20 protein-coding genes are annotated in these 20,235 nt (G+C 61.0%); 15 read left to right on the top strand and 5 right to left on the bottom strand.

What is annotated here, in order from left to right:
• Positions 1 to 3 precede the first annotated feature (3 nt).
• Complete coding sequence (gene grxB / locus JS46_RS11260) at positions 4 to 651, bottom strand: glutaredoxin 2 (RefSeq protein ID WP_033751008.1); 648 nt, start codon at positions 649 to 651, stop codon at positions 4 to 6.
• A gap of 242 nt (positions 652 to 893) precedes the next feature.
• Between grxB and rimJ the strand changes: the two genes are divergently transcribed.
• From rimJ to murJ, 4 genes are all read left to right on the top strand, one after another.
• Positions 894 to 1,484: a ribosomal protein S5-alanine N-acetyltransferase gene (rimJ, locus tag JS46_RS11255; protein ID WP_033751007.1), complete on the top strand. Its 591-nt coding sequence runs from the start codon at positions 894 to 896 to the stop codon at positions 1,482 to 1,484.
• A gap of 13 nt (positions 1,485 to 1,497) precedes the next feature.
• Positions 1,498 to 2,127 carry a YceH family protein gene (locus JS46_RS11250; protein ID WP_033751005.1) on the top strand — a complete coding sequence of 210 codons (630 nt, stop codon included), beginning with the start codon at positions 1,498 to 1,500 and terminating at the stop codon, positions 2,125 to 2,127.
• A 1-nt stretch (position 2,128) separates the two neighbouring features.
• On the top strand, positions 2,129 to 3,049 hold the full coding sequence (locus JS46_RS11245; RefSeq protein WP_033751001.1) for a Gfo/Idh/MocA family protein: 921 nt from the start codon (positions 2,129 to 2,131) through the stop codon (positions 3,047 to 3,049).
• Positions 3,050 to 3,169: 120 nt separating this feature from the next.
• Positions 3,170 to 4,708 (top strand): murein biosynthesis integral membrane protein MurJ, encoded by a 1,539-nt coding sequence (murJ, locus tag JS46_RS11240; protein WP_033750998.1) that lies wholly within the window; start codon positions 3,170 to 3,172, stop codon positions 4,706 to 4,708.
• Positions 4,709 to 4,742: 34 nt separating this feature from the next.
• Here the strand turns inward: murJ and flgN are convergent, their stop codons facing one another.
• The 3 genes from flgN to flgA form a co-directional block, all read right to left on the bottom strand.
• Positions 4,743 to 5,174, bottom strand: coding sequence for a flagellar export chaperone FlgN (gene flgN, locus JS46_RS11235; RefSeq protein WP_033750995.1), 432 nt, complete (start codon positions 5,172 to 5,174; stop codon positions 4,743 to 4,745).
• A 5-nt stretch (positions 5,175 to 5,179) separates the two neighbouring features.
• Positions 5,180 to 5,482 (bottom strand): flagellar biosynthesis anti-sigma factor FlgM, encoded by a 303-nt coding sequence (gene flgM / locus JS46_RS11230; protein ID WP_033750992.1) that lies wholly within the window; start codon positions 5,480 to 5,482, stop codon positions 5,180 to 5,182.
• A 103-nt stretch (positions 5,483 to 5,585) separates the two neighbouring features.
• Complete coding sequence (gene flgA / locus JS46_RS11225; RefSeq protein ID WP_033750989.1) at positions 5,586 to 6,245, bottom strand: flagellar basal body P-ring formation chaperone FlgA; 660 nt, start codon at positions 6,243 to 6,245, stop codon at positions 5,586 to 5,588.
• A gap of 154 nt (positions 6,246 to 6,399) precedes the next feature.
• On the opposite strand from flgA, the gene flgB reads away from it, so the two are divergent.
• The 11 genes from flgB (at position 6,400) to flgL (ending at position 16,299) form a co-directional block, all read left to right on the top strand.
• Positions 6,400 to 6,813 carry a flagellar basal body rod protein FlgB gene (gene flgB / locus JS46_RS11220; RefSeq protein WP_033750987.1) on the top strand — a complete coding sequence of 138 codons (414 nt, stop codon included), beginning with the start codon at positions 6,400 to 6,402 and terminating at the stop codon, positions 6,811 to 6,813.
• Positions 6,814 to 6,815: 2 nt separating this feature from the next.
• Positions 6,816 to 7,220, top strand: coding sequence for a flagellar basal body rod protein FlgC (gene flgC, locus JS46_RS11215; protein WP_033750984.1), 405 nt, complete (start codon positions 6,816 to 6,818; stop codon positions 7,218 to 7,220).
• Positions 7,221 to 7,232: 12 nt separating this feature from the next.
• Positions 7,233 to 7,904 (top strand): flagellar hook assembly protein FlgD, encoded by a 672-nt coding sequence (gene flgD / locus JS46_RS11210; protein ID WP_033750980.1) that lies wholly within the window; start codon positions 7,233 to 7,235, stop codon positions 7,902 to 7,904.
• Positions 7,905 to 7,930: 26 nt separating this feature from the next.
• The gene (flgE, locus tag JS46_RS11205; protein ID WP_033750977.1) at positions 7,931 to 9,148 is read left to right on the top strand and encodes a flagellar hook protein FlgE; all 1,218 of its coding nucleotides are present in this window, start codon (positions 7,931 to 7,933) and stop codon (positions 9,146 to 9,148) included.
• A gap of 20 nt (positions 9,149 to 9,168) precedes the next feature.
• Positions 9,169 to 9,927, top strand: coding sequence for a flagellar basal body rod protein FlgF (locus JS46_RS11200; RefSeq protein ID WP_033750975.1), 759 nt, complete (start codon positions 9,169 to 9,171; stop codon positions 9,925 to 9,927).
• Positions 9,928 to 9,942: 15 nt separating this feature from the next.
• Positions 9,943 to 10,725, top strand: a complete 783-nt coding sequence (flgG, locus tag JS46_RS11195) for a flagellar basal-body rod protein FlgG (protein ID WP_033750971.1) — start codon at positions 9,943 to 9,945, stop codon at positions 10,723 to 10,725.
• A gap of 111 nt (positions 10,726 to 10,836) precedes the next feature.
• Positions 10,837 to 11,499: a flagellar basal body L-ring protein FlgH gene (locus tag JS46_RS11190; RefSeq protein ID WP_369799166.1), complete on the top strand. Its 663-nt coding sequence runs from the start codon at positions 10,837 to 10,839 to the stop codon at positions 11,497 to 11,499.
• 19 nt (positions 11,500 to 11,518) lie between these two features.
• Positions 11,519 to 12,619: a flagellar basal body P-ring protein FlgI gene (locus JS46_RS11185; protein ID WP_369799161.1), complete on the top strand. Its 1,101-nt coding sequence runs from the start codon at positions 11,519 to 11,521 to the stop codon at positions 12,617 to 12,619.
• A 2-nt stretch (positions 12,620 to 12,621) separates the two neighbouring features.
• Positions 12,622 to 13,560, top strand: a complete 939-nt coding sequence (gene flgJ / locus JS46_RS11180; RefSeq protein ID WP_033750965.1) for a flagellar assembly peptidoglycan hydrolase FlgJ — start codon at positions 12,622 to 12,624, stop codon at positions 13,558 to 13,560.
• A 121-nt stretch (positions 13,561 to 13,681) separates the two neighbouring features.
• On the top strand, positions 13,682 to 15,322 hold the full coding sequence (gene flgK, locus JS46_RS11175) for a flagellar hook-associated protein FlgK (protein ID WP_033750964.1): 1,641 nt from the start codon (positions 13,682 to 13,684) through the stop codon (positions 15,320 to 15,322).
• A gap of 11 nt (positions 15,323 to 15,333) precedes the next feature.
• Entirely contained in the window at positions 15,334 to 16,299 is a 966-nt protein-coding gene (flgL, locus tag JS46_RS11170) for a flagellar hook-associated protein FlgL (protein WP_033750963.1), read from the top strand.
• Between the two features lie 139 nt (positions 16,300 to 16,438).
• On the opposite strand, the gene rne is transcribed toward flgL, so the two are convergent.
• Positions 16,439 to 19,789, bottom strand: coding sequence for a ribonuclease E (gene rne, locus JS46_RS11165; protein WP_033750961.1), 3,351 nt, complete (start codon positions 19,787 to 19,789; stop codon positions 16,439 to 16,441).
• Positions 19,790 to 20,235: the final 446 nt, after the last annotated feature.

The following is a 20,235-nucleotide window of genomic DNA, read 5'->3' as shown; positions in this document are numbered from 1 at the left end:
GCGTCAGAAGGCGATAGAGGAGAGCAGGTTGACCTGCGTCTGCTTCGCCATATTGTCGCGATAGTCTGCCACGCGGCTCGGCCAGTCGATGCCGGCCACCAGCGTCAGCGAGCGCAGCAGCGGAAAGAGGTGGATATCATCTTCCGACAGCTCGCCGTTGACCGCGTTCGGTTTGACGATCAGCTTATCGAGCTGGCGCAGATCGTCGCCGATCTTTTTGATCAGACCGGGCGCATGGCTCTTCAGCTCGGCGAAATCGCCGATCGCCGCCTCTTTCTTCTGGCGGAAATAGTCGCGCGCCTCCGGCGTGGCGAATTCGGCGAAGGCGGCCTCTGCGATGCGCGGCAACAGCAGCTTATTAACGTAGCCGTTGACGCTGCGCAGCCAGTCGCCGATCGCCGGATTGATTTTGCCGTTCAGCAGCGGCTCCCGGTCGCTTTTATCGATAAAACGCACGATATCGAGGCTTTCCGGCATCGCGCTGCCGTCATCTTTTTGCAGGATGGGCGCCACCTTCTGGCCCACCAGCTTTTTCGGCGTCGCTTCATCGTCGTTTAGCATCACGATGAGCTCTACCGGCAGGTTTTTCAGGCCGAAAATCATGCGCGCTTTGACGCAAAAGGGGCAGTGGTCGTAGATGTAGAGTTTCATCCCGGTCTCCTTTGGCTAGTCAGGGCGACGGGCGTCACCCTGATTGAGGACGTGTCGGAAGTATGGAAGAGATTCCGGGCGAGGGCAAACCAATGCAGCGAGCAGGCCGGGATTTGCAAAATAAAATCAAGGCGTTTCACGCCGGCCGTTAACGAATATTTTACCGCAGCAGGGGCGGCGGTTATAGTGAAAGCAATGTTGTTGGCACCGCTTTCCTTAAGCCTCAGATTTCAGGAGTCATGATGTTTGGCTATCGTTCTGCCGCGCCCAGGGTGCGATTGACCACCGACCGGCTGGTGGTGCGTCTGGTTCACGAGCGCGACGCCTGGCGACTGGCGGATTACTACGCCGAAAACCGCGCCTTCTTAAAACCCTGGGAGCCGGTGCGCGACGAGAGCCACTGTTATCCCTCCGGCTGGCAGGCGCGTCTGGGCCTGATCACCGATATGCATAAAAGCGGCTCCGCCTACTATTTTATTCTGATGGATCCCGAAGAGTCCGAAGTGCGCGGCGTCGCCAACTTCAGCAACGTGCTGCGCGGCTCGTTCCACGCCTGCTACCTCGGCTATTCGCTGGGCGAAAAGTGGCAGGGACAGGGGCTGATGTTCGAGGCGCTGCAGGCCGCTATCCGCTATATGCAGCGCCAGCAGAATATCCACCGTATTATGGCGAACTATATGCCGCATAATCAGCGCAGCGGCGCGCTGCTGGCGCGTCTCGGTTTTGAAAAAGAGGGTTATGCGAAAGACTATCTGTTAATCGACGGCCGCTGGCAGGATCATGTGTTGACCGCGCTGACTCGTCAGGAGTGGACGCCGGACCGGCGTGGCTAATAAGGAGATCGGAATGAAAATGGCGCTTTCGCCGCTGGCGTTGCGTGTATTGGGTTGCCTGCTGGAGAAGCAGGTCACCACGCCGGAGCAGTATCCGCTGTCGCTGAATGCGGTGGTGACCGCCTGTAATCAGAAGTCGAACCGCGAGCCGGTGATGAACCTGACCGAAAGCGAAGTGCAGGAGGAGCTGGATCGGCTGACCAAAAAGCATCTGGCGACCGCCAACAGCGGCTTCGGCCAGCGCGTGGCGAAATATGAGCAGCGCTTCTGCAATTCGACCTTCGGCAACCTGCAGCTCAGCAGCGCCGAGGTGGCGATTCTGACGCTGCTGTTCCTGCGCGGCGCGCAGACGCCGGGCGAGCTGCGCACGCGCAGCGGCAGACTGCACGAGTTTGCCGACGTTGAGGAAGTGGAAAGCGTGCTGGCTGGCTTAACCGAGCGCGAGATGGTGACGCGCCTGCCGCGCGAGCCGGGCAAACGCGAAAGCCGCTATCTGCATCTGTTCGGCGACGAGCAGTCCGTCAGCCAGGCGGAAACGCCGCAGGAAGATAACGGCGATCTCAGCGCGCGCGTCGCCGTGCTTGAGCAGTCGCTCGCCGCCTTACAGGCGCTGGTGCAAACGCTGCTGCATAAAGGAGGCTGAGATGAAACTGCGAATTGGCGTTGTCGGACTGGGTTCGATTGCGCAGAAAGCCTGGCTGCCGGTGCTGGCACAGGCGGAAAGCTGGACGCTGGTCGGCGGCTTCTCGCCGAATCAGCAGAAGGCGCAGACGGTGTGCGACAGCTACCGCATGACCTGTTTCTCCTCGCTGAACGCGCTGGCGGACGCCTGCGACGCGGTGTTCGTTCACACCAGTACCGTCACCCACTACGAGATTGTCAAAGCGCTGCTGCTGGCGGGAAAAGATGTGCTGGTGGATAAGCCGCTGGCCGATAATTTTAGTCAGGCCGAGGCGCTGGTGGCGCTGGCGGAAAAGCGCGGACGCAAACTGATGGTAGGCTTTAACCGCCGCTTTGCACCGCGCTATCAGCAGCTGCGGCTGGCGATGCCGCAGGCCGCCAGCCTGCGCGTGGAGAAACACCGCAGCGACAGCGTCGGACCGAACGATCTGCGCTTTACGCTGCTTGACGACTATCTGCACGTGGTGGATACCGCGCTCTGGCTGGCGGGCGATCGCGCCGTTCAGCGTCATGGTTACATCCACACCAACGAGCGTGGCGAAATGCTCTATGCCGAGCACCACTTCGCCGCCGGCGCTGTGCAGATCGCCACCAGCATGCATCGCCGCGCGGGCAGCCAGCGCGAGCGCGCCAGCCTGGTCGGCGACGGCCGCTGCATCGACGTGCTGGAGATGCGCGACTGGCAGGAGGAGCGCGGCGACGGCGTGCGTATCGATCCGCCGCCCGCCTGGCAAAGCCATCTGACTCAGCGCGGCTTCAGCGGCGCGGCGCACCATTTTATCCAGTGCGTGCAAAATCAGACGATGCCTGAGACGGGCGGCGAACAGGCGCTGCTGGCGCAGCGCGTGGTGGAAAAAATGTGGCGCGAGGCGGAGAAGGAATAACGCCTTGTAACACTCCGCGCTGGTCATTTCCCGCCGTGGCAGTAGACTATCGCCGGGCGCCGCTGGGCGCCCGCGCTAAGTAGCTCATTTTGCCGACTCTTTTCAGGACGCGCGCCAATTATGAATCTTTTAAAATCGCTGGCAGCGGTCAGTTCCATGACCCTGTTTTCCCGCGTATTGGGTTTTGCCCGTGACGCCATTGTGGCGCGGGTGTTCGGCGCCGGGATGGCCACGGACGCCTTTTTCGTCGCCTTTAAGCTGCCTAACCTGCTGCGGCGTATTTTCGCCGAAGGCGCCTTTTCGCAGGCGTTCGTGCCGATCCTCGCCGAGTATAAAAGCAAGCAGGGCGAAGAGGCGACGCGGCTCTTTATCGCCTACGTCTCCGGCCTGCTGACGCTGGCGCTGGCGCTGGTGACCATTGCGGGGATGTTCGCCGCGCCTTGGGTGATTCTGGTCACCGCCCCCGGTTTTGCCGATACCGCCGATAAGTTCGCGCTTACCAGCGCGCTGCTGCGCGTCACCTTTCCCTATATTTTGCTGATTTCGCTGGCCTCGCTGGCGGGCGCGATCCTCAATACCTGGAACCGCTTTTCCGTTCCCGCCTTCGCGCCCACGCTGCTGAATATCAGCATGATTGGCTTTGCGCTCTTCGCCGCGCCGCACTTCCATCCGCCGGTGATGGCGCTGGCGTGGGCGGTGGTCGCGGGCGGCGTGCTGCAGCTTTTCTACCAGCTGCCGCACCTGAAGAAGATCGGCATGCTGGTGCTGCCGCGCATTAACCTGAAGGATGCGGGCGTCTGGCGCGTGATGCGGCAGATGGGACCGGCGATCCTCGGCGTTTCCGTCAGTCAGATTTCGCTGATCATCAATACTATTTTCGCCTCGTTTCTCGTCTCCGGCTCGGTTTCCTGGATGTATTACGCCGATCGCCTGATGGAGTTCCCGTCGGGCGTGCTGGGCGTGGCGCTCGGCACCATTTTGCTGCCGTCGCTGGCGAAGAGCTTTTCCAGCGGCAATCACGACGAATATTCTCGCCTGATGGACTGGGGCCTGCGCCTCTGCTTTTTGCTGGCGCTGCCGAGCGCGGTGGCGCTGGGCATTCTCTCCGGTCCGCTTACCGTCGCGCTGTTTCAGTACGGCAAGTTCACCGCCTTCGACGCCCTGATGACGCAGCGCGCGCTGATTGCCTATTCGGTGGGGCTAATGGGGCTGATCGTGGTAAAGGTGCTGGCGCCCGGGTTCTACTCGCGTCAGGACATCAAGACGCCGGTGAAAATCGCCATGATTACCCTGGTGATGACGCAGCTGATGAACCTGGCCTTTATCGGCCCGCTGAAGCATGCTGGCCTGTCGCTCTCTATCGGTCTGGCAGCCTGTCTTAACGCCGCGCTGCTCTACTGGCAGCTGCGTAAGAAGAAGATTTTTCAACCGCAGCCGGGCTGGGCGAGCTTTCTGCTGCGTCTGGTGATCGCGGTAATCGTGATGGCGGCGGCGCTGGTGGGCATGCTTTACTGGATGCCGGCGTGGGAAGAGGGCGCGATGGTCTGGCGTCTGCTACGTCTGGCGGCGGTCTGCGCGGTGGGCGGCGGCGCCTACTTCCTGACGCTGGGGCTGCTCGGCTTCCGGCTGCGCGACTATGCGCGCCGGGCGCACGCGTAAAACAGCAAAATCCCGCTCTGAGGGCGGGATTTTTTTATGCCTTCCGGCTTAGCGTCGCCTGACCTTTACCCAGCCCGTCCGGGCCGTAAAACGCCTGCGTCTGATGCGGCTTAAGCACGGTCAGCGCCTCTTCGGTAAAGCGGATCTGCTGATTGAGCAGCAGACCGTTATGGGTATTAGCGTCGTTTAAGCGACGCGTCATCAGGCCGATACTCTGCCAGCGGCGCGTCATATCACTGTGACCAGCATAAGGCGCCTGGGTGCCGAGCTGTCGCTCGGTACTGCGACGCATCTCGTCAAGATAGCTTAGCGTCGCCAGCAGCGCGCCTTTATCTTCGGTAATGCGCTGCAGCAGATTATTGTTAATCCTGCCTGCGGCCAGTTGGTGCTGTTCCTCTTCGAGAACGTTCGACAGCGAGGAAAGCACTTCCTGCATCTTATCTAATGTGGTCAACAGGTTGCTCATGGGGATTATTTACCCTCTAAATACGCCTTAGTGTCGGCAATCAGCGCATCGGCGATCTTGCCGGTATCCATTTTCAGTTCGCCATTGCGAATGGCGGTTTTCAGTTGTTCGACGCGCGCCACGTTAATGTCCTGGCTGCCCGGCTGGGTCAGCTGCGACTGCGCATTGCTCAGGCTGACCTGGGCTGCGGCGGGCGTGGTTGCGGTAGCGTTCGACGCCTGGCGCGTTTTACCGGTTGCGGACTCGTTGCTTTCACGGGTTTGCACGGTAGCGACGGGCTTCAGAGGTTGCGTTCTGTCGATGCTCATATTCGGGCTCCTGTACGGTCAGGGGAAACTGCCACCTGAATCAGAATAGCGTAATCGCTTAATTGATTTCTCTATCGGCAGAAAAACAGCGTTCTTTAGCGCCTTATAGCGATATCAGAATATTCCCATCCGCATCCACTTTCCCGCTCACCACCTGACCGTTGCCCATGCGCACGCGCACCGACTGCGCCAGAATCGCATTGTTTAACGCTTTGCCTTCGCCGCTGGCGTTAAAGCCTTCGCCGCTGGCGATCACCATCACGCTCTGACCCGCCTTCACGCGCCACGGCTGACGCATCATCGACAGCGTTACCGGCTGGCCCGGCTGAATATCGCGCAGCACCACCGCATCCGCGACCGAACCGGCGTCAAGCATGGCACGCGCCGGCAGAGTGTCGAGGCGGCCGCTCTGCAGGCGAAAATCGTCGGCGCTGACGGTCGAGCCGCGCGCCAGCAGACGCGTCGCCACCAGATACTGGCCGGTAACCTGCACCTGCACCTGAAGAAAACGTCGCGTATCGCCGCAGGTGGCGGCCACGCTCATGGGTCCCCACAGGCGGCTATTGCCAGGCAGGGTGAACTGCGGCGCGTCGCAGGTCGGCCACTGCGCCTGCGGCGTCTTAATCTCAACCGTCATGCCCGCCGCGTGCTGCGCGTCGCGAGCCTGAAAAAAGCCCGTCAGCTGGGCGGAAAGATCGGCGGCGTCGGCGGGCAGGGCGAACAGCGCCAGCAGGCTGGCCAACAGGGCGGTAATAGTACGCATCAAATGACTCCTTGCTGCTAATGGCGACGAGTGTACTCGCGCCGCGACAAAATCAAGGCGAAAAATAGCCGTGGTTTTTAACGTTATTCAGACGATGGCTATTGCTTTTCCCCACATAAGCTGTCCGCTCGAAATTCTCATTTGCGGAGGAAGCATGCTCGACAAACTGGATGCTGCGCTGCAGTTCGGCACTGAAGCTCTCAATCTGCGTGCTCAACGTCAGGAGATCCTGGCGTCAAATATTGCCAACGCCGATACCCCTGGCTATCAGGCGCGGGATATCGACTTTGCCAGCGAGCTGAGTCGGGTAATGAAAAACGGTCGCGCTGAAGGCAGCGGCATGTCGCTGAAGGTCACCTCGCCGCGCCATATCGAAGCGCAGGTCAACTCGGCGGCGTCGGCCAACCTGCTTTATCGCATTCCCGATCAGCCTGCAGCCGACGGCAACACCGTCGATATGGATCGCGAACGTACCCAGTTCGCGGACAACAGTCTGAAGTATCAGACCGACCTCACCCTCATCAGCAGCCAGATCAAAGGCATGATGAGCGTGTTACAAGGGCAATAAACATGGCATTGCTGAATATTTTTGACATTGCCGGGTCAGCGATGACCGCGCAATCCCAGCGTCTCAACGTCAGCGCCAGCAACCTGGCGAACGCCGACAGCGTCACCGGACCGGACGGCAAGCCTTACGTGGCGAAGCAGGTGGTATTTCAGACCGATGCGGCGCCCGGCGCGGCGACCGGCGGCGTCAAAGTGGCGCAGGTGCTGGACGATCCCTCTCCGGCGAGGCTGGTGTACGACCCGGGCAATCCGCTGGCGGACGACAAGGGCTACGTGAAGATGCCGAACGTGGACGTGGTGGCGGAAACCGTCAACACCATGTCGGCGTCGCGCAGCTACCAGGCCAACGTCGAGGTGCTGAACACCGTGAAATCAATGATGATGAAAACCCTGACCATGGGTTCCTAACGGAGAAACGACATGGGCATCGCAGTAGGCGTCAACGAGAAACTGGACCCCACGGTCCTCAGCTCATCCAGCAGCGGCACCAGCAACAGCGCGCAGGATCTGCAGAACCAGTTTCTGACCATGCTGGTTACGCAGTTGCAGAATCAGGATCCCACCAATCCGATGGACAACAGCCAGCTCACCACGCAGCTGGCGCAGATCAACACCCTGAGCGGTATCGAAAAACTCAATACCACGCTGGGTTCGATCTCCGGGCAGATCAGTACCAGCCAGTCGCTGCAGAGCTCGACGCTGATCGGCCACGGCGTAATGGTAAACGGCACCCAGGTGCTGGTCGGCAAAGGCACCACCACGCCGTTTGGCGTCGAGCTGGCCACCGCCTCGACCGCCACCACCGCCACGGTGAAAGATGCTGGCGGCAACGTGGTGCGCACCATCGATCTGGGCGCGCTCTCGGCTGGCGTGCATACCTTCTCGTGGGACGGCACCCTGGCGGACAGCTCCACCGCGCCGGACGGCAAATATACGGTTTCAATCGCCGCCAGCAATGGCAGCACGCAACTGGTGGCCCAGCCGCTTAACTACGCCTACATCAATGGCGTATCGACGGCAGATAACACCACCAAACTGGATCTCGGCACCATGGGCTCCGCAACCCTTGATGAAGTACGTCAGATTCTCTGATTCATCTCTAAACAGGAGAAATAAACATGTCATTTTCCCAAGCGGTGAGCGGCCTGGGCGCTGCCTCCAGCAACCTGGACGTTATCGGCAACAACATCGCCAACTCCGCGACGGCGGGCTTTAAATCAAGCACCATCGCCTTCGCCGATATGTTCGCCGGTTCCAACGTCGGCCTCGGCACTAAAGTGGCGGCGGTGATCCAGAACTTTAACGACGGCGCCACCACCACCACCAGCCGCGGCCTCGACGTCGCGCTGAGCGGCAACGGCTTTTTCCGCATGGCTGACGCCAGCGGCGCGGTTTACTATTCGCGCAACGGCCAGCTGACGCTGGATGAGAACCGCAACCTGGTGAATACCCAGGGCCTGAAAGTCACCGGCTATCCGGTAAGCGGCACGCCACCGACGGTGCAGACCGGCGCCAACCCGGTCGCGCTGAGCATTCCGACCACGCAGATGTCGGCGCGCGCCACCACCACCGCAACCCAGGTGGCGAACCTGAACTCTACCAGCACCATTCCGACCGTAACGCCGTTCAACGCCGCTAATGTCGACAGCTACAACGCGAAAAGCACCATGACGGTTTATGACTCTCAGGGTAACGATCACAACCTTGACATGTACTACGTCAAAACCGCCGACAACAACTGGACGGTGCACGCGATTGACTCCACCACCGGTACCAGCGCAGGGGATTTCACCGCGGCGTTCGACGCGAGCGGTAATCTGACGGGCCTTAACGGCGGCACGACGTCAACCGTCAACCTGACCATCAACGGTTCTAACGGCGCGGCGGCGGGCCAGGTCATTTCGCTGAGCATGCTGGGCAGCCTGCAGCAGAACACCGGCACTACCACCTTCGGCAACCCGGCGCAGGACGGCTACGCGCCAGGCGATCTGACCAGCTACGCCATTAACGACGACGGCACCATTACCGGCAGCTACTCCAACAAAAAGACCCAGCTGCTGGGCCAGATCGTGCTGGCCAGCTTCTCTAACCCGGAAGGGTTGCAGTCGCAGGGCGACAACGTCTGGTCCGCGACCAGCTCCTCTGGTCAGGCGGCGATCGGTCTGGCGAACACCGGCACCTACGGTTCGCTGACCTCCGGCGCGCTGGAAGCGTCGAACGTGGATATGAGCAAAGAGCTGGTGAACATGATTGTGGCGCAGCGCAACTATCAGGCGAACGCCCAGACCATCAAAACTCAGGACCAGATTCTCAACACTTTGGTTAACTTGCGTTAATTCACTAACGGGATTGCTTTATGGATCACGCGATATATACCGCAATGGGCGCGGCCAGCCAGACGCTGGATCAGCAGGCCGTCACGGCCAGCAACCTCGCCAACGCCTCAACGCCGGGCTTTCGCGCGCAGCTCAATGCGCTGCGCGCGGTGCCGGTCAGCGGCTGGTCGCTGCCGACGCGCACCCTGGTAGCCGCCTCGACGCCCGGCGCCGATATGAGCCAGGGCGCAATGGACAATACCGGACGCACGCTGGACGTGGCGATGGGGCAGGACGGCTGGCTGGCGGTGCGTACCGCTGACGGCAGCGAAGCCTATACCCGCAACGGCAATATGCAGATCAGCTCGACCGGCATTCTGACCGTCCAGGGCAATCCCGTCATGGGCGACGGCGGCCCCATCGCGGTGCCGCAGGGCGCCGAGCTGACCATCGCGGCGGACGGCACCATCACCTCGCGCAACGCGGGCGATGCGCCAAACGCCACGGTGCAGATCGGCCGCCTGAAGCTGGTGAAAGCCACCGGCAAAGAGATGCAGCGCGGCGACGACGGCATGTTCCGTCCGAACCAGCAGACCCAGGCGACGCGCGGCGCGGCGCTGGCCGCCGACGCCACGGTGCAGGTGATGCCGGGCGTGCTGGAGGGCAGTAACGTCAAGCCGGTAGAGACCATGGTCGATATGATCGCCAACGCCCGACGTTTCGAGATGCAGATGAAAGTCATCACCAACGTCGACGAAAACGAACAAAAAGCCAACCAGCTGCTGAACATGAGCAGCTAAGGCAGAGGAAAACAGATGATTCGTTCCTTATGGATCGCCAAAACCGGTCTTGACGCCCAGCAAACCAATATGGACGTCATCTCCAACAACCTGGCGAACGTCAGCACCAACGGCTTTAAACGTTCGCGCGCGGTGTTTGAAGATTTGATGTACCAGACCCTGCGTCAGCCGGGCACCCAGTCTTCGGAACAGACTACGCTGCCGTCGGGCCTGCAGATCGGTACCGGCGTGCGTCCGGTCACCACCGAGCGCCTGCATACCCAGGGCAACCTGTCGCAGACCAGCAACTCCAAAGACGTGGCGATCAACGGCCAGGGCTATTTTGAAGTGCAGCTGCCGGACGGCACCTCCGCCTACACCCGCGACGGCTCGTTCCAGGTGGACCAGAACGGTCAGCTAGTCAACAACGCCGGCTATCCGGTGCAGCCGGGCATTACGATCCCGGCCAACGCCACCAGCATCACCATCTCGCGCGACGGCGTGGTGAGCGTGACGCAGCAGGGCCAGACTAACCCGGCGCAGGTCGGACAGCTGACCATCAGCACCTTTATTAACGACGCCGGTCTCGACAGCATGGGCGAAAACCTTTACCAGGAAACCCAGGCGTCAGGCGCGCCGACTCAAAGCACGCCGGGCCAGAACGGCGCGGGCCTGCTCTATCAGGGCTATGTGGAAACTTCTAACGTCAACGTGGCGGAAGAGCTGGTCACCATGATCCAGACGCAGCGCGCTTATGAAATCAACAGCAAGGCGATCAGCACCTCCGATCAAATGCTGCAGAAGTTAACGCAGATTTAATGTCGGTTATCAGGGCCAGCGCTGGCTGGCCTGAAGTCAACACATCTATAAGGTCGTGACTCCGTGGCGAAGCAACTGAACATAAAGCCTGGACATTGGTTGGTGGCGACAATGCTGCTGACCCTTAACGGTTGTGCGTTAGTGCCGCGCACGCCGCTGGTGGAAGGGGCAACGACGGCGCAGGCGCTGCCTTCCGCGCCGCCGGTGGTCAACGGCTCTATTTTTCAGGGCGTCGCGCCGCTCAACTACGGCTATCAGCCGCTGTTTGAGGATCGTCGCCCGCGCAATATCGGCGATACGCTCACTATCGTCCTGCAGGAAAACGTCAGCGCCAGCAAGAGCTCTTCCGCCAACGCGACGCGCGACGGCAGCGCCAGCTTCGGCCTCGACGCTATTCCGACCGGCCTGAACGGCCTGGTGGGCGCAGACGGCTCGAAAGCCAACGTGGGCGCCAACGGCAAAAACGATTTCGCTGGCAAAGGCGGCGCAACCGCCAACAACACCTTTACCGGCACCATTACCGTCACCGTGAATCAGGTGCTGTCGAACGGCAACCTGCGCGTGGTCGGCGAGAAGCAGATCGAGATCAACCAGGGCACCGAGTTTATTCGCTTCTCCGGCGTGGTGAACCCGCGCACGATCAGCGCCAGCAACTCGGTACTGTCGACGGCGGTGGCCGACGCCCGCATCGAATATGTCGGCAATGGATATATTAATGAAGCGCAGACCATGGGCTGGTTCCAGCGTTTCTTCCTGAACATCTCGCCGATGTAATGAGGTCATGATGAAAAGTGTGAAAAGTTTACTGCTTGGCCTGAGTCTGACGCTCGGCCTCTGCCTGAGCGCCCACGCGGATCGCATTCGCGATCTGGCCAGCGTGCAGGGCGTGCGCGACAACCAGCTGATCGGCTACGGCCTGGTCGTGGGCCTCGACGGCACCGGCGACCAGACTACTCAGACGCCGTTTACCACGCAAACCGTCAGCAACATGCTCTCCCAGCTCGGCATTACCGTGCCGCAGGGCACCAACATGCAGCTGAAAAACGTCGCGGCGGTGATGGTGACGGCGCAGCTGCCGGCCTTCGCCCGTCAGGGTCAGACCATCGACGTGGTGGTCTCCTCGCTGGGCAACGCCAAAAGCCTGCGCGGCGGCACCCTGGTGATGACGCCGATGAAAGGCGTCGACAACCAGGTCTACGCGCTGGCGCAGGGCAACATTCTGGTCGGCGGCGCGGGCGCGTCGGCGGGCGGCAGCAGCGTGCAGGTCAACCAGCTTAACGGCGGCCGCATTACCGGCGGCGCCACCGTCGAGCGCGAACTGCAAAGCAACTTCGGCAGCCAGAACACCCTTAACCTGCAGCTGAACAATGAAGATTTCTCGATGGCGCAGCGTATCGCCGACGCCATTAACGGACGCGGCGGCTACGGCCAGGCGACGGCGCTTGACGCTCGCACCGTACAGGTGCGCGTTTCGCCCAACAACAGCTCCCAGGTGCGCATGCTGGCGGAGATCCTGAACATCGACGTTTCGATTCCGATTGAAGACGCCAAAGTGATCATCAACTCGCGCACCGGGTCGGTGGTAATGAACCGCGAAGTGACGCTGAGCACCTGTGCGGTGGCGCAGGGCAACCTGTCGGTCACGGTCAATCAGTCGCAGAACGTCAGCCAGCCGAATACGCCGTTTGGCGGCGGTCAGACGGTGGTGACGCCGCAGACGCAGATCGATCTGCGCCAGAGCGGCGGCGCGCTGCAGCGCGTCAGCGCCAGCGCCAACCTGAACAACGTGGTGCGCGCGCTCAACGCTTTAGGCGCTTCGCCGATCGAGCTGATGTCGATTCTGCAATCGATGGAGAGCGCGGGCTGCCTGCGCGCCAAACTGGAAATTATCTGACGATGGATACGCAATCGCTGACGAAGGCGGCCTTTGACAGCCGCTCGCTGAACGACCTGAAGCGCGAAGCCAGCACCGACCCGAAAGGCAAGGCGCTGCAGGTGGCGAAACAGGTCGAGGGAATGTTTGTGCAGATGATGATGAAGAGTATGCGCGAAGCGCTGCCGCAGGACGGCATCTTCAGCAACGAATCGACCAAAATGTTCACCTCGATGTACGATCAGCAGATTGCGCAGGAGATCGGTAAGCGCGGTCTGGGCATGGCCGATCTTATCGTCAAGCAGATGCAGCCGGCGCAGGAGCCCGACGAGCGTGCCGGCACCGTGCCGATGCCGCTCGACGACAGCTTTATCTACAGCGCAGCGGCCTCCAGCCAGCTGGAGCAGATAGTGCGCAAGGCGGTGCCGCGCCTGCCGGTCTCGCCGGCTAACCTGCCTGCCGACAGCAGCGAGTTTATCGCCCAGCTGGCGCAGCCTGCGCAGGCCGCCAGCGCCGAGAGCGGCATTCCGCACCACCTGATTCTGGCGCAGGCAGCGCTGGAGTCAGGCTGGGGCCAGCGCCAGATCCTGACCCGCGACGGCAAACCAAGCTACAACGTGTTCGGCATCAAGGCGAGCGGCAACTGGACCGGCGAAACCACCGATATCATGACCACGGAGTATGAGCAGGGCGAGGCGAAGAAGGTGCGCGCCAGCTTCCGCGTCTACCACTCCTATTTCGAGGCGCTTACCGACTACGTCAAACTCCTCTCGAACAACCCGCGCTACGCCGCCGTCACCAGCGCGCAGACCGCCGAGCAGGGCGCGCACGCGCTGCAGGCCGCCGGTTACGCCACCGATCCGAAATATGCGCAGAAGCTGGTAGGAATGATCCAGCAATTCAAAAGCATGGGCGAGAAAGTGGTGAAGGCGTACAGCAAAGATTTAAACGATCTCTTCTAGCGGCTCAGCCTCAAGTTTCACTCAGGCGCGCCGATAATATCAGCAGATGCCAGACGCGTTTTCGCGCACGGGCGAGCATTGATGAGTGCGAGCCCGCTTAACGGGAAAGAAAGGAACCGAGATGTCCAGCATAATAAACTCTGCGATGAGTGGGTTAAGCGCCGCACAGGCGGCGCTCAGCACCACCAGCAACAACATCACCAACTACACGGTCGCGGGCTACTCGCGCCAGACGATTCTGCTGTCGCAGGCGAACAGCACCCTGCAGGGCAGCAGCTATTACGGCAACGGCGTAAACGTTACCGGCGTGCAGCGCGAATATGACGAGTTCATTACGGCGCAGCTGCGCAGTTCCAGCGCCACCTACAGCGCGGCCAATACCCAGTACTCGCAAATCTCCAACATCGACGACCTGCTTTCCACCTCAACCACCAGTCTCTCGACGTCGATTCAGGGCTTCTTTACTAACCTGCAGAACGTGGTGAGCAACGCGAACGATCCGTCGGCGCGTCAGTCGATGCTGAGCAACGCCCAGGGGCTGGTGAACCAGTTCCAGACCACCGCGCAGTATCTGACCAATATGCAGAGCAGCGTCAATACCGATGTCGCCTCGAACGTTGACCAGATCAACACCTTTACCAGCCAGATCGCCGATCTCAACAAACAGATCGGCAAGCTGAGCACCGCAAGCGGCGCGCAGCCGAACGATCTGCTGGATCAGCGCGATCAGCTGGTAAATAGCCTGAATAATATCGTTGGCGTAACCGTCTCTAAGCAGGACGGCAATTATATCGTCGCCATGGGTAGCGTAACGCTGGTCAACGGCAACAAATCCACCAGCCTGGTCGCGATGCCCTCCAGCAGCGATCCGACGCGCACCGCCGTCGGCTATGTGGATAACAGCGCCGGCAACGTCGAGATTGCTGAAAAGAACATCACTACCGGCTCGCTGGGCGGCCTGCTGGCTTTCCGCTCCCAGGACCTGGACAGCGCGCAGAACCAGCTCGGCCAGCTTGCGGCCGCCTTTACCACCAGCTTCAACGCGGTGCATAAGCAGGGCTACGACAGCAACGGCGATCAGGGCACGGACTTTTTCACCATCGGCAGCCCAACGGTACAGAGCAACAGTAAAAACAGCTCCGCCACGACCCTGACGGCGAGCTGGACCGATACCAGCGCGCTGAAAGCCTCTAACTATACCGTCAGCTATGACGGCGCGAACTGGAACGTCACGCGCGCATCCGACAATGTGAAAATTACCGCCACGGCCGGCACCGACCCCTCGGGCAACGCCACGCTGAGCTTCGACGGCGTGCAGCTGACCGTGAACGGCACGCCGAACGCGCAGGACAGCTTCCTGGTGAAGCCGGTGCAGAACGTCATCAGCGGCATGTCGGTCGCCATTACCAAGGAGTCGCAGATCGCGGCGGCGGGCGCGACGGGCGGCGAAAGCGACAACCGCAACGCCCAGAAGCTGCTGGCGCTGCAGGACGCGAAGGTGGTGAACGGCAACGCTACGCTGTCGCAGGCTTACGCCAGCATCGTCAGCACCGTCGGCAACAAAACCAGCACGCTGGAAACCGCCAGCACCACGCAGAAAAACGTCGTGACGCAGCTGACCGATCGCCAGCAGTCGGTTTCTGGCGTCAACCTCGATGAAGAGTACGCCAACCTGACCAAGTATCAGCAGTACTACATGGCGAACGCGCAGGTGCTGCAAACCGCCAGCTCGATTTTCGACGCGCTGCTTAATATCCGCTAAGGAAAAGAACCATGCGACTCAGTACCAATATGATTTTTGACCAGCAGGTGCGCGGCATCAGCGATTCGCAATCCTCCTGGCTGAAAGTGGGCGAGCAGCTCTCCAGCGGCCGCCGCGTCAACAATCCCTCAGACGATCCTATCGCCGCGTCGCGCTCGGTCGTGCTGGCGCAGACCCAGGCGCAGAGCAGCCAGTACTCACTGGCGCGCACCTTTGCGACTCAGGGATTGTCGATGGAAGAGAACACGCTCACCGGCGTGACCAGCACCATTCAGGATGCGCAGACGCTGATCGTAAACGGCTCGACCGGCACGCTGAGCGACGACGACCGCGGCTCTATCGCTACCCAGCTGGAGGGCCTGCGCTCGCAGCTGCTGAACCTGGCGAACAGCAAAGACGGCAACGGCCGTTATATCTTCGCCGGTTATAAAACCGATAGCGCGCCTTTCGTCGACAACGGCAGCGGCGCGGTCACCTATGCGGGCGGCAGCGACGCTATTACGCAGAAAGTGGATACCAGCCGCACCATGACCGTGGGCCACACCGGCGACGACATCTTTATGTCGATCACCGGCAACGCCAAAAAAGAGCCGGACGGTAGCGCCAGCGAAACCAATATCTTCAATATGCTCGACAGCGCTATCGCCGCGCTGAAAACGCCGCTGGCGGACGCCGACGACGCCGCTAAAAAGACGTTTCAGGATGCGATGGATAAAACCAACCGCGGCCTTGGCAATGCGCTGAATAATGTTCTGACCGTGCGCTCCGAGATCGGCACCCAGCTCTCTGAACTGAGCACGCTGGATGGGCAGGGCGGCAATCGCGACGTGATCCTGAGCAGCGAAATGAGCGACCTGGTCGACACCGACTACACCTCGGCCATCTCCAGCTATACCATGCAGCAGACGGCGCTTCAGGCCTCTTATAAAACCTTCACCGACATGTCCAAGATGTCGCTGTTCCAGCTCAACGCCTGACAAAACCTGATTCGAGCATGCCTGAACCGGACATGCTCATTTTGTCCCACGACCCTGACCGGCATCGTGGGATTTTTTTTACCCGTAAGAAATAAAAAACCCCGGCAAGCCGGGGTTTTTTGTAGGTCGCGTCAGGTGGTTACGCGCTCTCAGGTCGGGTCGCCGGAGCGGTGGCCTGATGCGTCGCGCTGTGACCGCCCGCTGCGCCTTTGCCTTCGAAGGCGAACGGCGCGCGTACCCAGTCGCTGTGGCGTGCCGGCTCCGGCTGCCAGGCTGGCGCCGGCGCTTTGGTCATCGGCGCGGAAGCGTGATGGATAAAGCGGACGGCGGATTCCTGCGGCGCGATTGCCTGCGGCGCGGCGTCGCGTGCCGGAACTGGCGCATGCGGCTCGCTGATCGGCTCAGGCGTGCTCTCTGCCGCAACCGGGGCGTTCAGCACTTCCTCAACCTGCGCTTCTGCTTCCGGCGTCACGTCGTGCGCTGATTCAGCGGCGATCTCGGTGGCGTCGGCGGCTGGCGTCGCTTCTTCAACAACCGGCGCAGCCGGAACAGCCTGCTCGGCGATCGCTTCTGCTACGGCTTCATCAGCAGCCGGGATAACGGCTGGTTCATGATTTACCGGTGCCTCAATCGGCGCGGTGTTATCAGTATTTACCAGCGGGACCGGCGTTTCCGCCTGAGGTTCAGCCTGCTGCACCTCATCAGCCGGTTGCGCTTCAGCGGCATTGACCTGCGGCGCAGCGTCAGCCTGCGGCGCGGCTTCGATGGACGGCGCGGCTTCGACAGCGGCAACCGGCAGGGCGATAGCGCCTGCGGTCTCTTGCTGGCTGTAGTCCGGCGCATCCTGCTGCGGCTCCTGCATCTCTACCGGCTGAGCGACCGGATAGCGTACCCAGACCTTGCCGGATGCCATTTCTGGCGACGCTGCGGCGGCAGCCAGCGGCATGGCAGACTCGGTCGGATAACGCTCGTCGCGATAGCGACGGCGACGCTGCCCGCTGACGCGGAGGTGGCGCGGCGAACGGCGCGAACGGCGCGGCATATTGCCGTTGTCGCGGTTTTCCGTCTCATCCTGCTCGAACTGCGCTGGCTCTTCGATCTGCGGCGCGTTGCGTACGGCCTCTGGCTGCGTTTCTACAGCTTCCGCTGTCGGCTGCTCCGTCTCGCCGCCGATACGCACTTTCTGCGTCAGCTGGCGCGGCTTGCGGCGCGGCATAACCTGAACGCGCTCATCTTCCTGCGCTTCCGGGGTCTCGACGACGTCAGCGACGGCGGCGGACTCAACGGCTTTGCTCGCTTCCTGCTGCGCGCGCTTCTCTTCCTGGCGACGACGCTGGCGCTCGGCGCGCTGTTCGCGACGCTGCTGCTGCTGCTCTTCGCGCTGCTGGCGCGCTTCGTCGCTCAGAACCGGGCTGCGCTCTTCGCGCGCTTCGTTCTGCGGTGACTGGCGCTTGTTGCGACGCGCATCGGCGTTGTCGCGCGGCTCACGGCTCTCGCGCGGCTCGCGATTTTCACGCGGCTCACGGCTCTCGCGCGGTTCGCGATTCTCACGCGGTTCACGGTTTTCACGCGGCTCGCGGCTGTCGCCGTTGCGCGGCGTACGCTCGCGACGGTTGTTGTTGCGGCGATTGTTGCGACGATCGCCGCGCTCTTTGGCGCTGCTGTCGTTGTCGCTCTCTTCGCTGCTGGCCTGCGGCGCTGGTGTCGTTTCCGCGGCTGGCGTCGGGGCTGGCTCGTTGCCGCCGAACAGTTTTTTCAGCAGACGGCTAAAGAAGCCGGTACCGCTGGCGGCGGCTGGCGCTGCAGCGGCCGGTTTGGCTTCAGGCTGCGGCTCAACGGCTTTAGGCTGCTCCGCTGGGGTTTCGGCCGGCGCCGGCGGCGCGTCAGGCATAACGAAGGCGGCCAGCGCAGGTTGCTCAGGACGACGGCGCTCGGCGTGCTCCTCTTCCGACGGCATCGCCATTTCGGCTTCATGCAGCTTCGGCAGGTGATAGCTGAGGGTCTGCGTCTCTTCGCCTTTGCGCACGCGCAGCACGGAGTAGTGCGGCGTTTCCATGCGATCGTCCGGCACGATAATCGCGCGAACGCCGCCCTGGCGCTTCTCAATCGCGTTCACCGCTTCACGTTTTTCGTTCAGCAGGTAAGAGGCGATCTGCACCGGGACAATGGCGTGCACCTCTTTGGTGTTGTCTTTCAGCGCTTCTTCTTCAATCAGGCGCAGAATCGACAGCGACAGCGATTCGTTGTCGCGGATGGTGCCGGTGCCGCTACAGCGCGGACAGACGTGATGACTCGACTCGCCCAGCGACGGGCTGAGGCGCTGACGCGACATCTCCAGCAGGCCGAAACGCGAAATATGGCTGATCTGAATGCGCGCGCGATCCTGACGCACCGCTTCGCGCAGGCGATTTTCCACCGCGCGCTGGTGACGCACCGGCGTCATATCGATAAAGTCGATAACGATCAGACCGCCCAGGTCGCGCAGGCGCAGCTGACGCGCGATCTCATCGGCGGCTTCCAGGTTGGTGTTGAACGCCGTCTCTTCGATATCGCCGCCGCGCGTGGCGCGCGCCGAGTTGATGTCGATGGCGGTCAGCGCTTCGGTGCTGTCGATAACGATCGAACCGCCCGACGGCAGGCGCACTTCGCGCTGGAAGGCGGACTCAATCTGCGATTCGATCTGATAGTGGCTGAACAGCGGGATCTCGCCGGTGTAGAGCTTGATCTTGCTGCTGAAATCGGGACGGCCGAGGGCGGCGATATGCTGGCGCGCCAGCTCGAGCACTTTCGGGTTGTCGATCAGGATTTCGCCGATGTCCTGGCGCAGGTAGTCACGGAAGGCGCGCACAATAACGTTGCTTTCCTGATGGATCAGGAAAGGCGCAGGGCGGTTTTCAGCGGCTTTTTTAATTGCTTCCCAGTGTTTCAGACGGAAGCTCAGGTCCCACTGCAGCGCTTCGGCGGATTTGCCTACGCCTGCGGTGCGTACGATCAGGCCCATGCCGTCCGGCAGCTCCAGCGACGAGAGCGCCTCTTTCAGCTCGGTGCGATCGTCGCCTTCGATGCGGCGGGAGATGCCGCCCGCGCGCGGATTGTTCGGCATCAGCACCAGATAGCTGCCCGCCAGAGAGATAAAGGTAGTCAGCGCCGCGCCTTTGTTGCCGCGCTCTTCTTTATCGATCTGAACGATCACTTCCTGACCTTCGCGCAGCACCTCTTTGATATTCGGACGGCCTTGCGCGTTATAGCTGGATGGGAAGTATTCGCGGGAGATTTCTTTCAGGGGGAGAAAACCGTGGCGCTCGGCGCCGTAATCGACAAACGCAGCTTCGAGGCTGGGTTCAATGCGGGTGATCTTACCTTTGTAGATGTTGGCTTTTTTCTGTTCGTGTCCGGGGCTTTCAATATCCAGATCGTACAGGCGTTGTCCATCAACCAGGGCAACGCGCAACTCCTCCTGCTGAGTTGCATTAATTAACATTCTTTTCATCGTTTCTGACTCGTTATTCTCACATGAGTGATAAAGCTGCGGGCATAGTTACCCTGGACGAGTTCTGACCGATGGCCCCGTGACTAAGTGCCTTACGTCAACCTCCCGGTTGTCGACTGCGCGAGGGGCGCAAATAACGTCGGTGGCCTGTTTTTCATAAGGAAAAACAGCGCCGTTGTGCTGAAATGCCTGAGAGAAATTGATAACTCCTGCATTTCAAACTTCCGTCCAGGCCGCAACCCGCAGCCCGCTAAGTGCCTGAATAAACATCACGTCTTACGCCATTGCTGCGTGTGCGTTTCATTCGGCAAAATGACTAATTAGCTCTTTTTCTGGCCTGAAATGCATCAGACGAGAAACTCAAGCATTATTCCATTGCTAACCTTCATATAGCAAGGCGACTTTTACCGCCAGATGAAGATTAGTGATACATAACACCTTAATAT

Origin of the sequence: Pantoea sp. NGS-ED-1003 (assembly GCF_000738765.1) — a bacterium.
Taxonomy (GTDB): Bacteria; Pseudomonadota; Gammaproteobacteria; order Enterobacterales; family Enterobacteriaceae; genus Pantoea; species Pantoea septica.
This window is presented reverse-complemented; position numbering and strand designations above follow the sequence as displayed.

What these genes read in the sequence shown, in the direction of transcription:
- grxB (WP_033751008.1), bottom strand. Translation starts at nt 651, where the DNA reads ATGAAACTCTACATCTACGACCACTGCCCCTTTTGCGTCAAAGCGCGC.
- rimJ (WP_033751007.1), top strand. Translation starts at nt 894, where the DNA reads ATGTTTGGCTATCGTTCTGCCGCGCCCAGGGTGCGATTGACCACCGAC.
- JS46_RS11250 (WP_033751005.1), top strand. Translation starts at nt 1,498, where the DNA reads ATGAAAATGGCGCTTTCGCCGCTGGCGTTGCGTGTATTGGGTTGCCTG.
- JS46_RS11245 (WP_033751001.1), top strand. Translation starts at nt 2,129, where the DNA reads ATGAAACTGCGAATTGGCGTTGTCGGACTGGGTTCGATTGCGCAGAAA.
- murJ (WP_033750998.1), top strand. Translation starts at nt 3,170, where the DNA reads ATGAATCTTTTAAAATCGCTGGCAGCGGTCAGTTCCATGACCCTGTTT.
- flgN (WP_033750995.1), bottom strand. Translation starts at nt 5,174, where the DNA reads ATGAGCAACCTGTTGACCACATTAGATAAGATGCAGGAAGTGCTTTCC.
- flgM (WP_033750992.1), bottom strand. Translation starts at nt 5,482, where the DNA reads ATGAGCATCGACAGAACGCAACCTCTGAAGCCCGTCGCTACCGTGCAA.
- flgA (WP_033750989.1), bottom strand. Translation starts at nt 6,245, where the DNA reads ATGCGTACTATTACCGCCCTGTTGGCCAGCCTGCTGGCGCTGTTCGCC.
- flgB (WP_033750987.1), top strand. Translation starts at nt 6,400, where the DNA reads ATGCTCGACAAACTGGATGCTGCGCTGCAGTTCGGCACTGAAGCTCTC.
- flgC (WP_033750984.1), top strand. Translation starts at nt 6,816, where the DNA reads ATGGCATTGCTGAATATTTTTGACATTGCCGGGTCAGCGATGACCGCG.
- flgD (WP_033750980.1), top strand. Translation starts at nt 7,233, where the DNA reads ATGGGCATCGCAGTAGGCGTCAACGAGAAACTGGACCCCACGGTCCTC.
- flgE (WP_033750977.1), top strand. Translation starts at nt 7,931, where the DNA reads ATGTCATTTTCCCAAGCGGTGAGCGGCCTGGGCGCTGCCTCCAGCAAC.
- JS46_RS11200 (WP_033750975.1), top strand. Translation starts at nt 9,169, where the DNA reads ATGGATCACGCGATATATACCGCAATGGGCGCGGCCAGCCAGACGCTG.
- flgG (WP_033750971.1), top strand. Translation starts at nt 9,943, where the DNA reads ATGATTCGTTCCTTATGGATCGCCAAAACCGGTCTTGACGCCCAGCAA.
- JS46_RS11190 (WP_369799166.1), top strand. Translation starts at nt 10,837, where the DNA reads ATGCTGCTGACCCTTAACGGTTGTGCGTTAGTGCCGCGCACGCCGCTG.
- flgJ (WP_033750965.1), top strand. Translation starts at nt 12,622, where the DNA reads ATGGATACGCAATCGCTGACGAAGGCGGCCTTTGACAGCCGCTCGCTG.
- flgK (WP_033750964.1), top strand. Translation starts at nt 13,682, where the DNA reads ATGTCCAGCATAATAAACTCTGCGATGAGTGGGTTAAGCGCCGCACAG.
- flgL (WP_033750963.1), top strand. Translation starts at nt 15,334, where the DNA reads ATGCGACTCAGTACCAATATGATTTTTGACCAGCAGGTGCGCGGCATC.
- rne (WP_033750961.1), bottom strand. Translation starts at nt 19,789, where the DNA reads ATGAAAAGAATGTTAATTAATGCAACTCAGCAGGAGGAGTTGCGCGTT.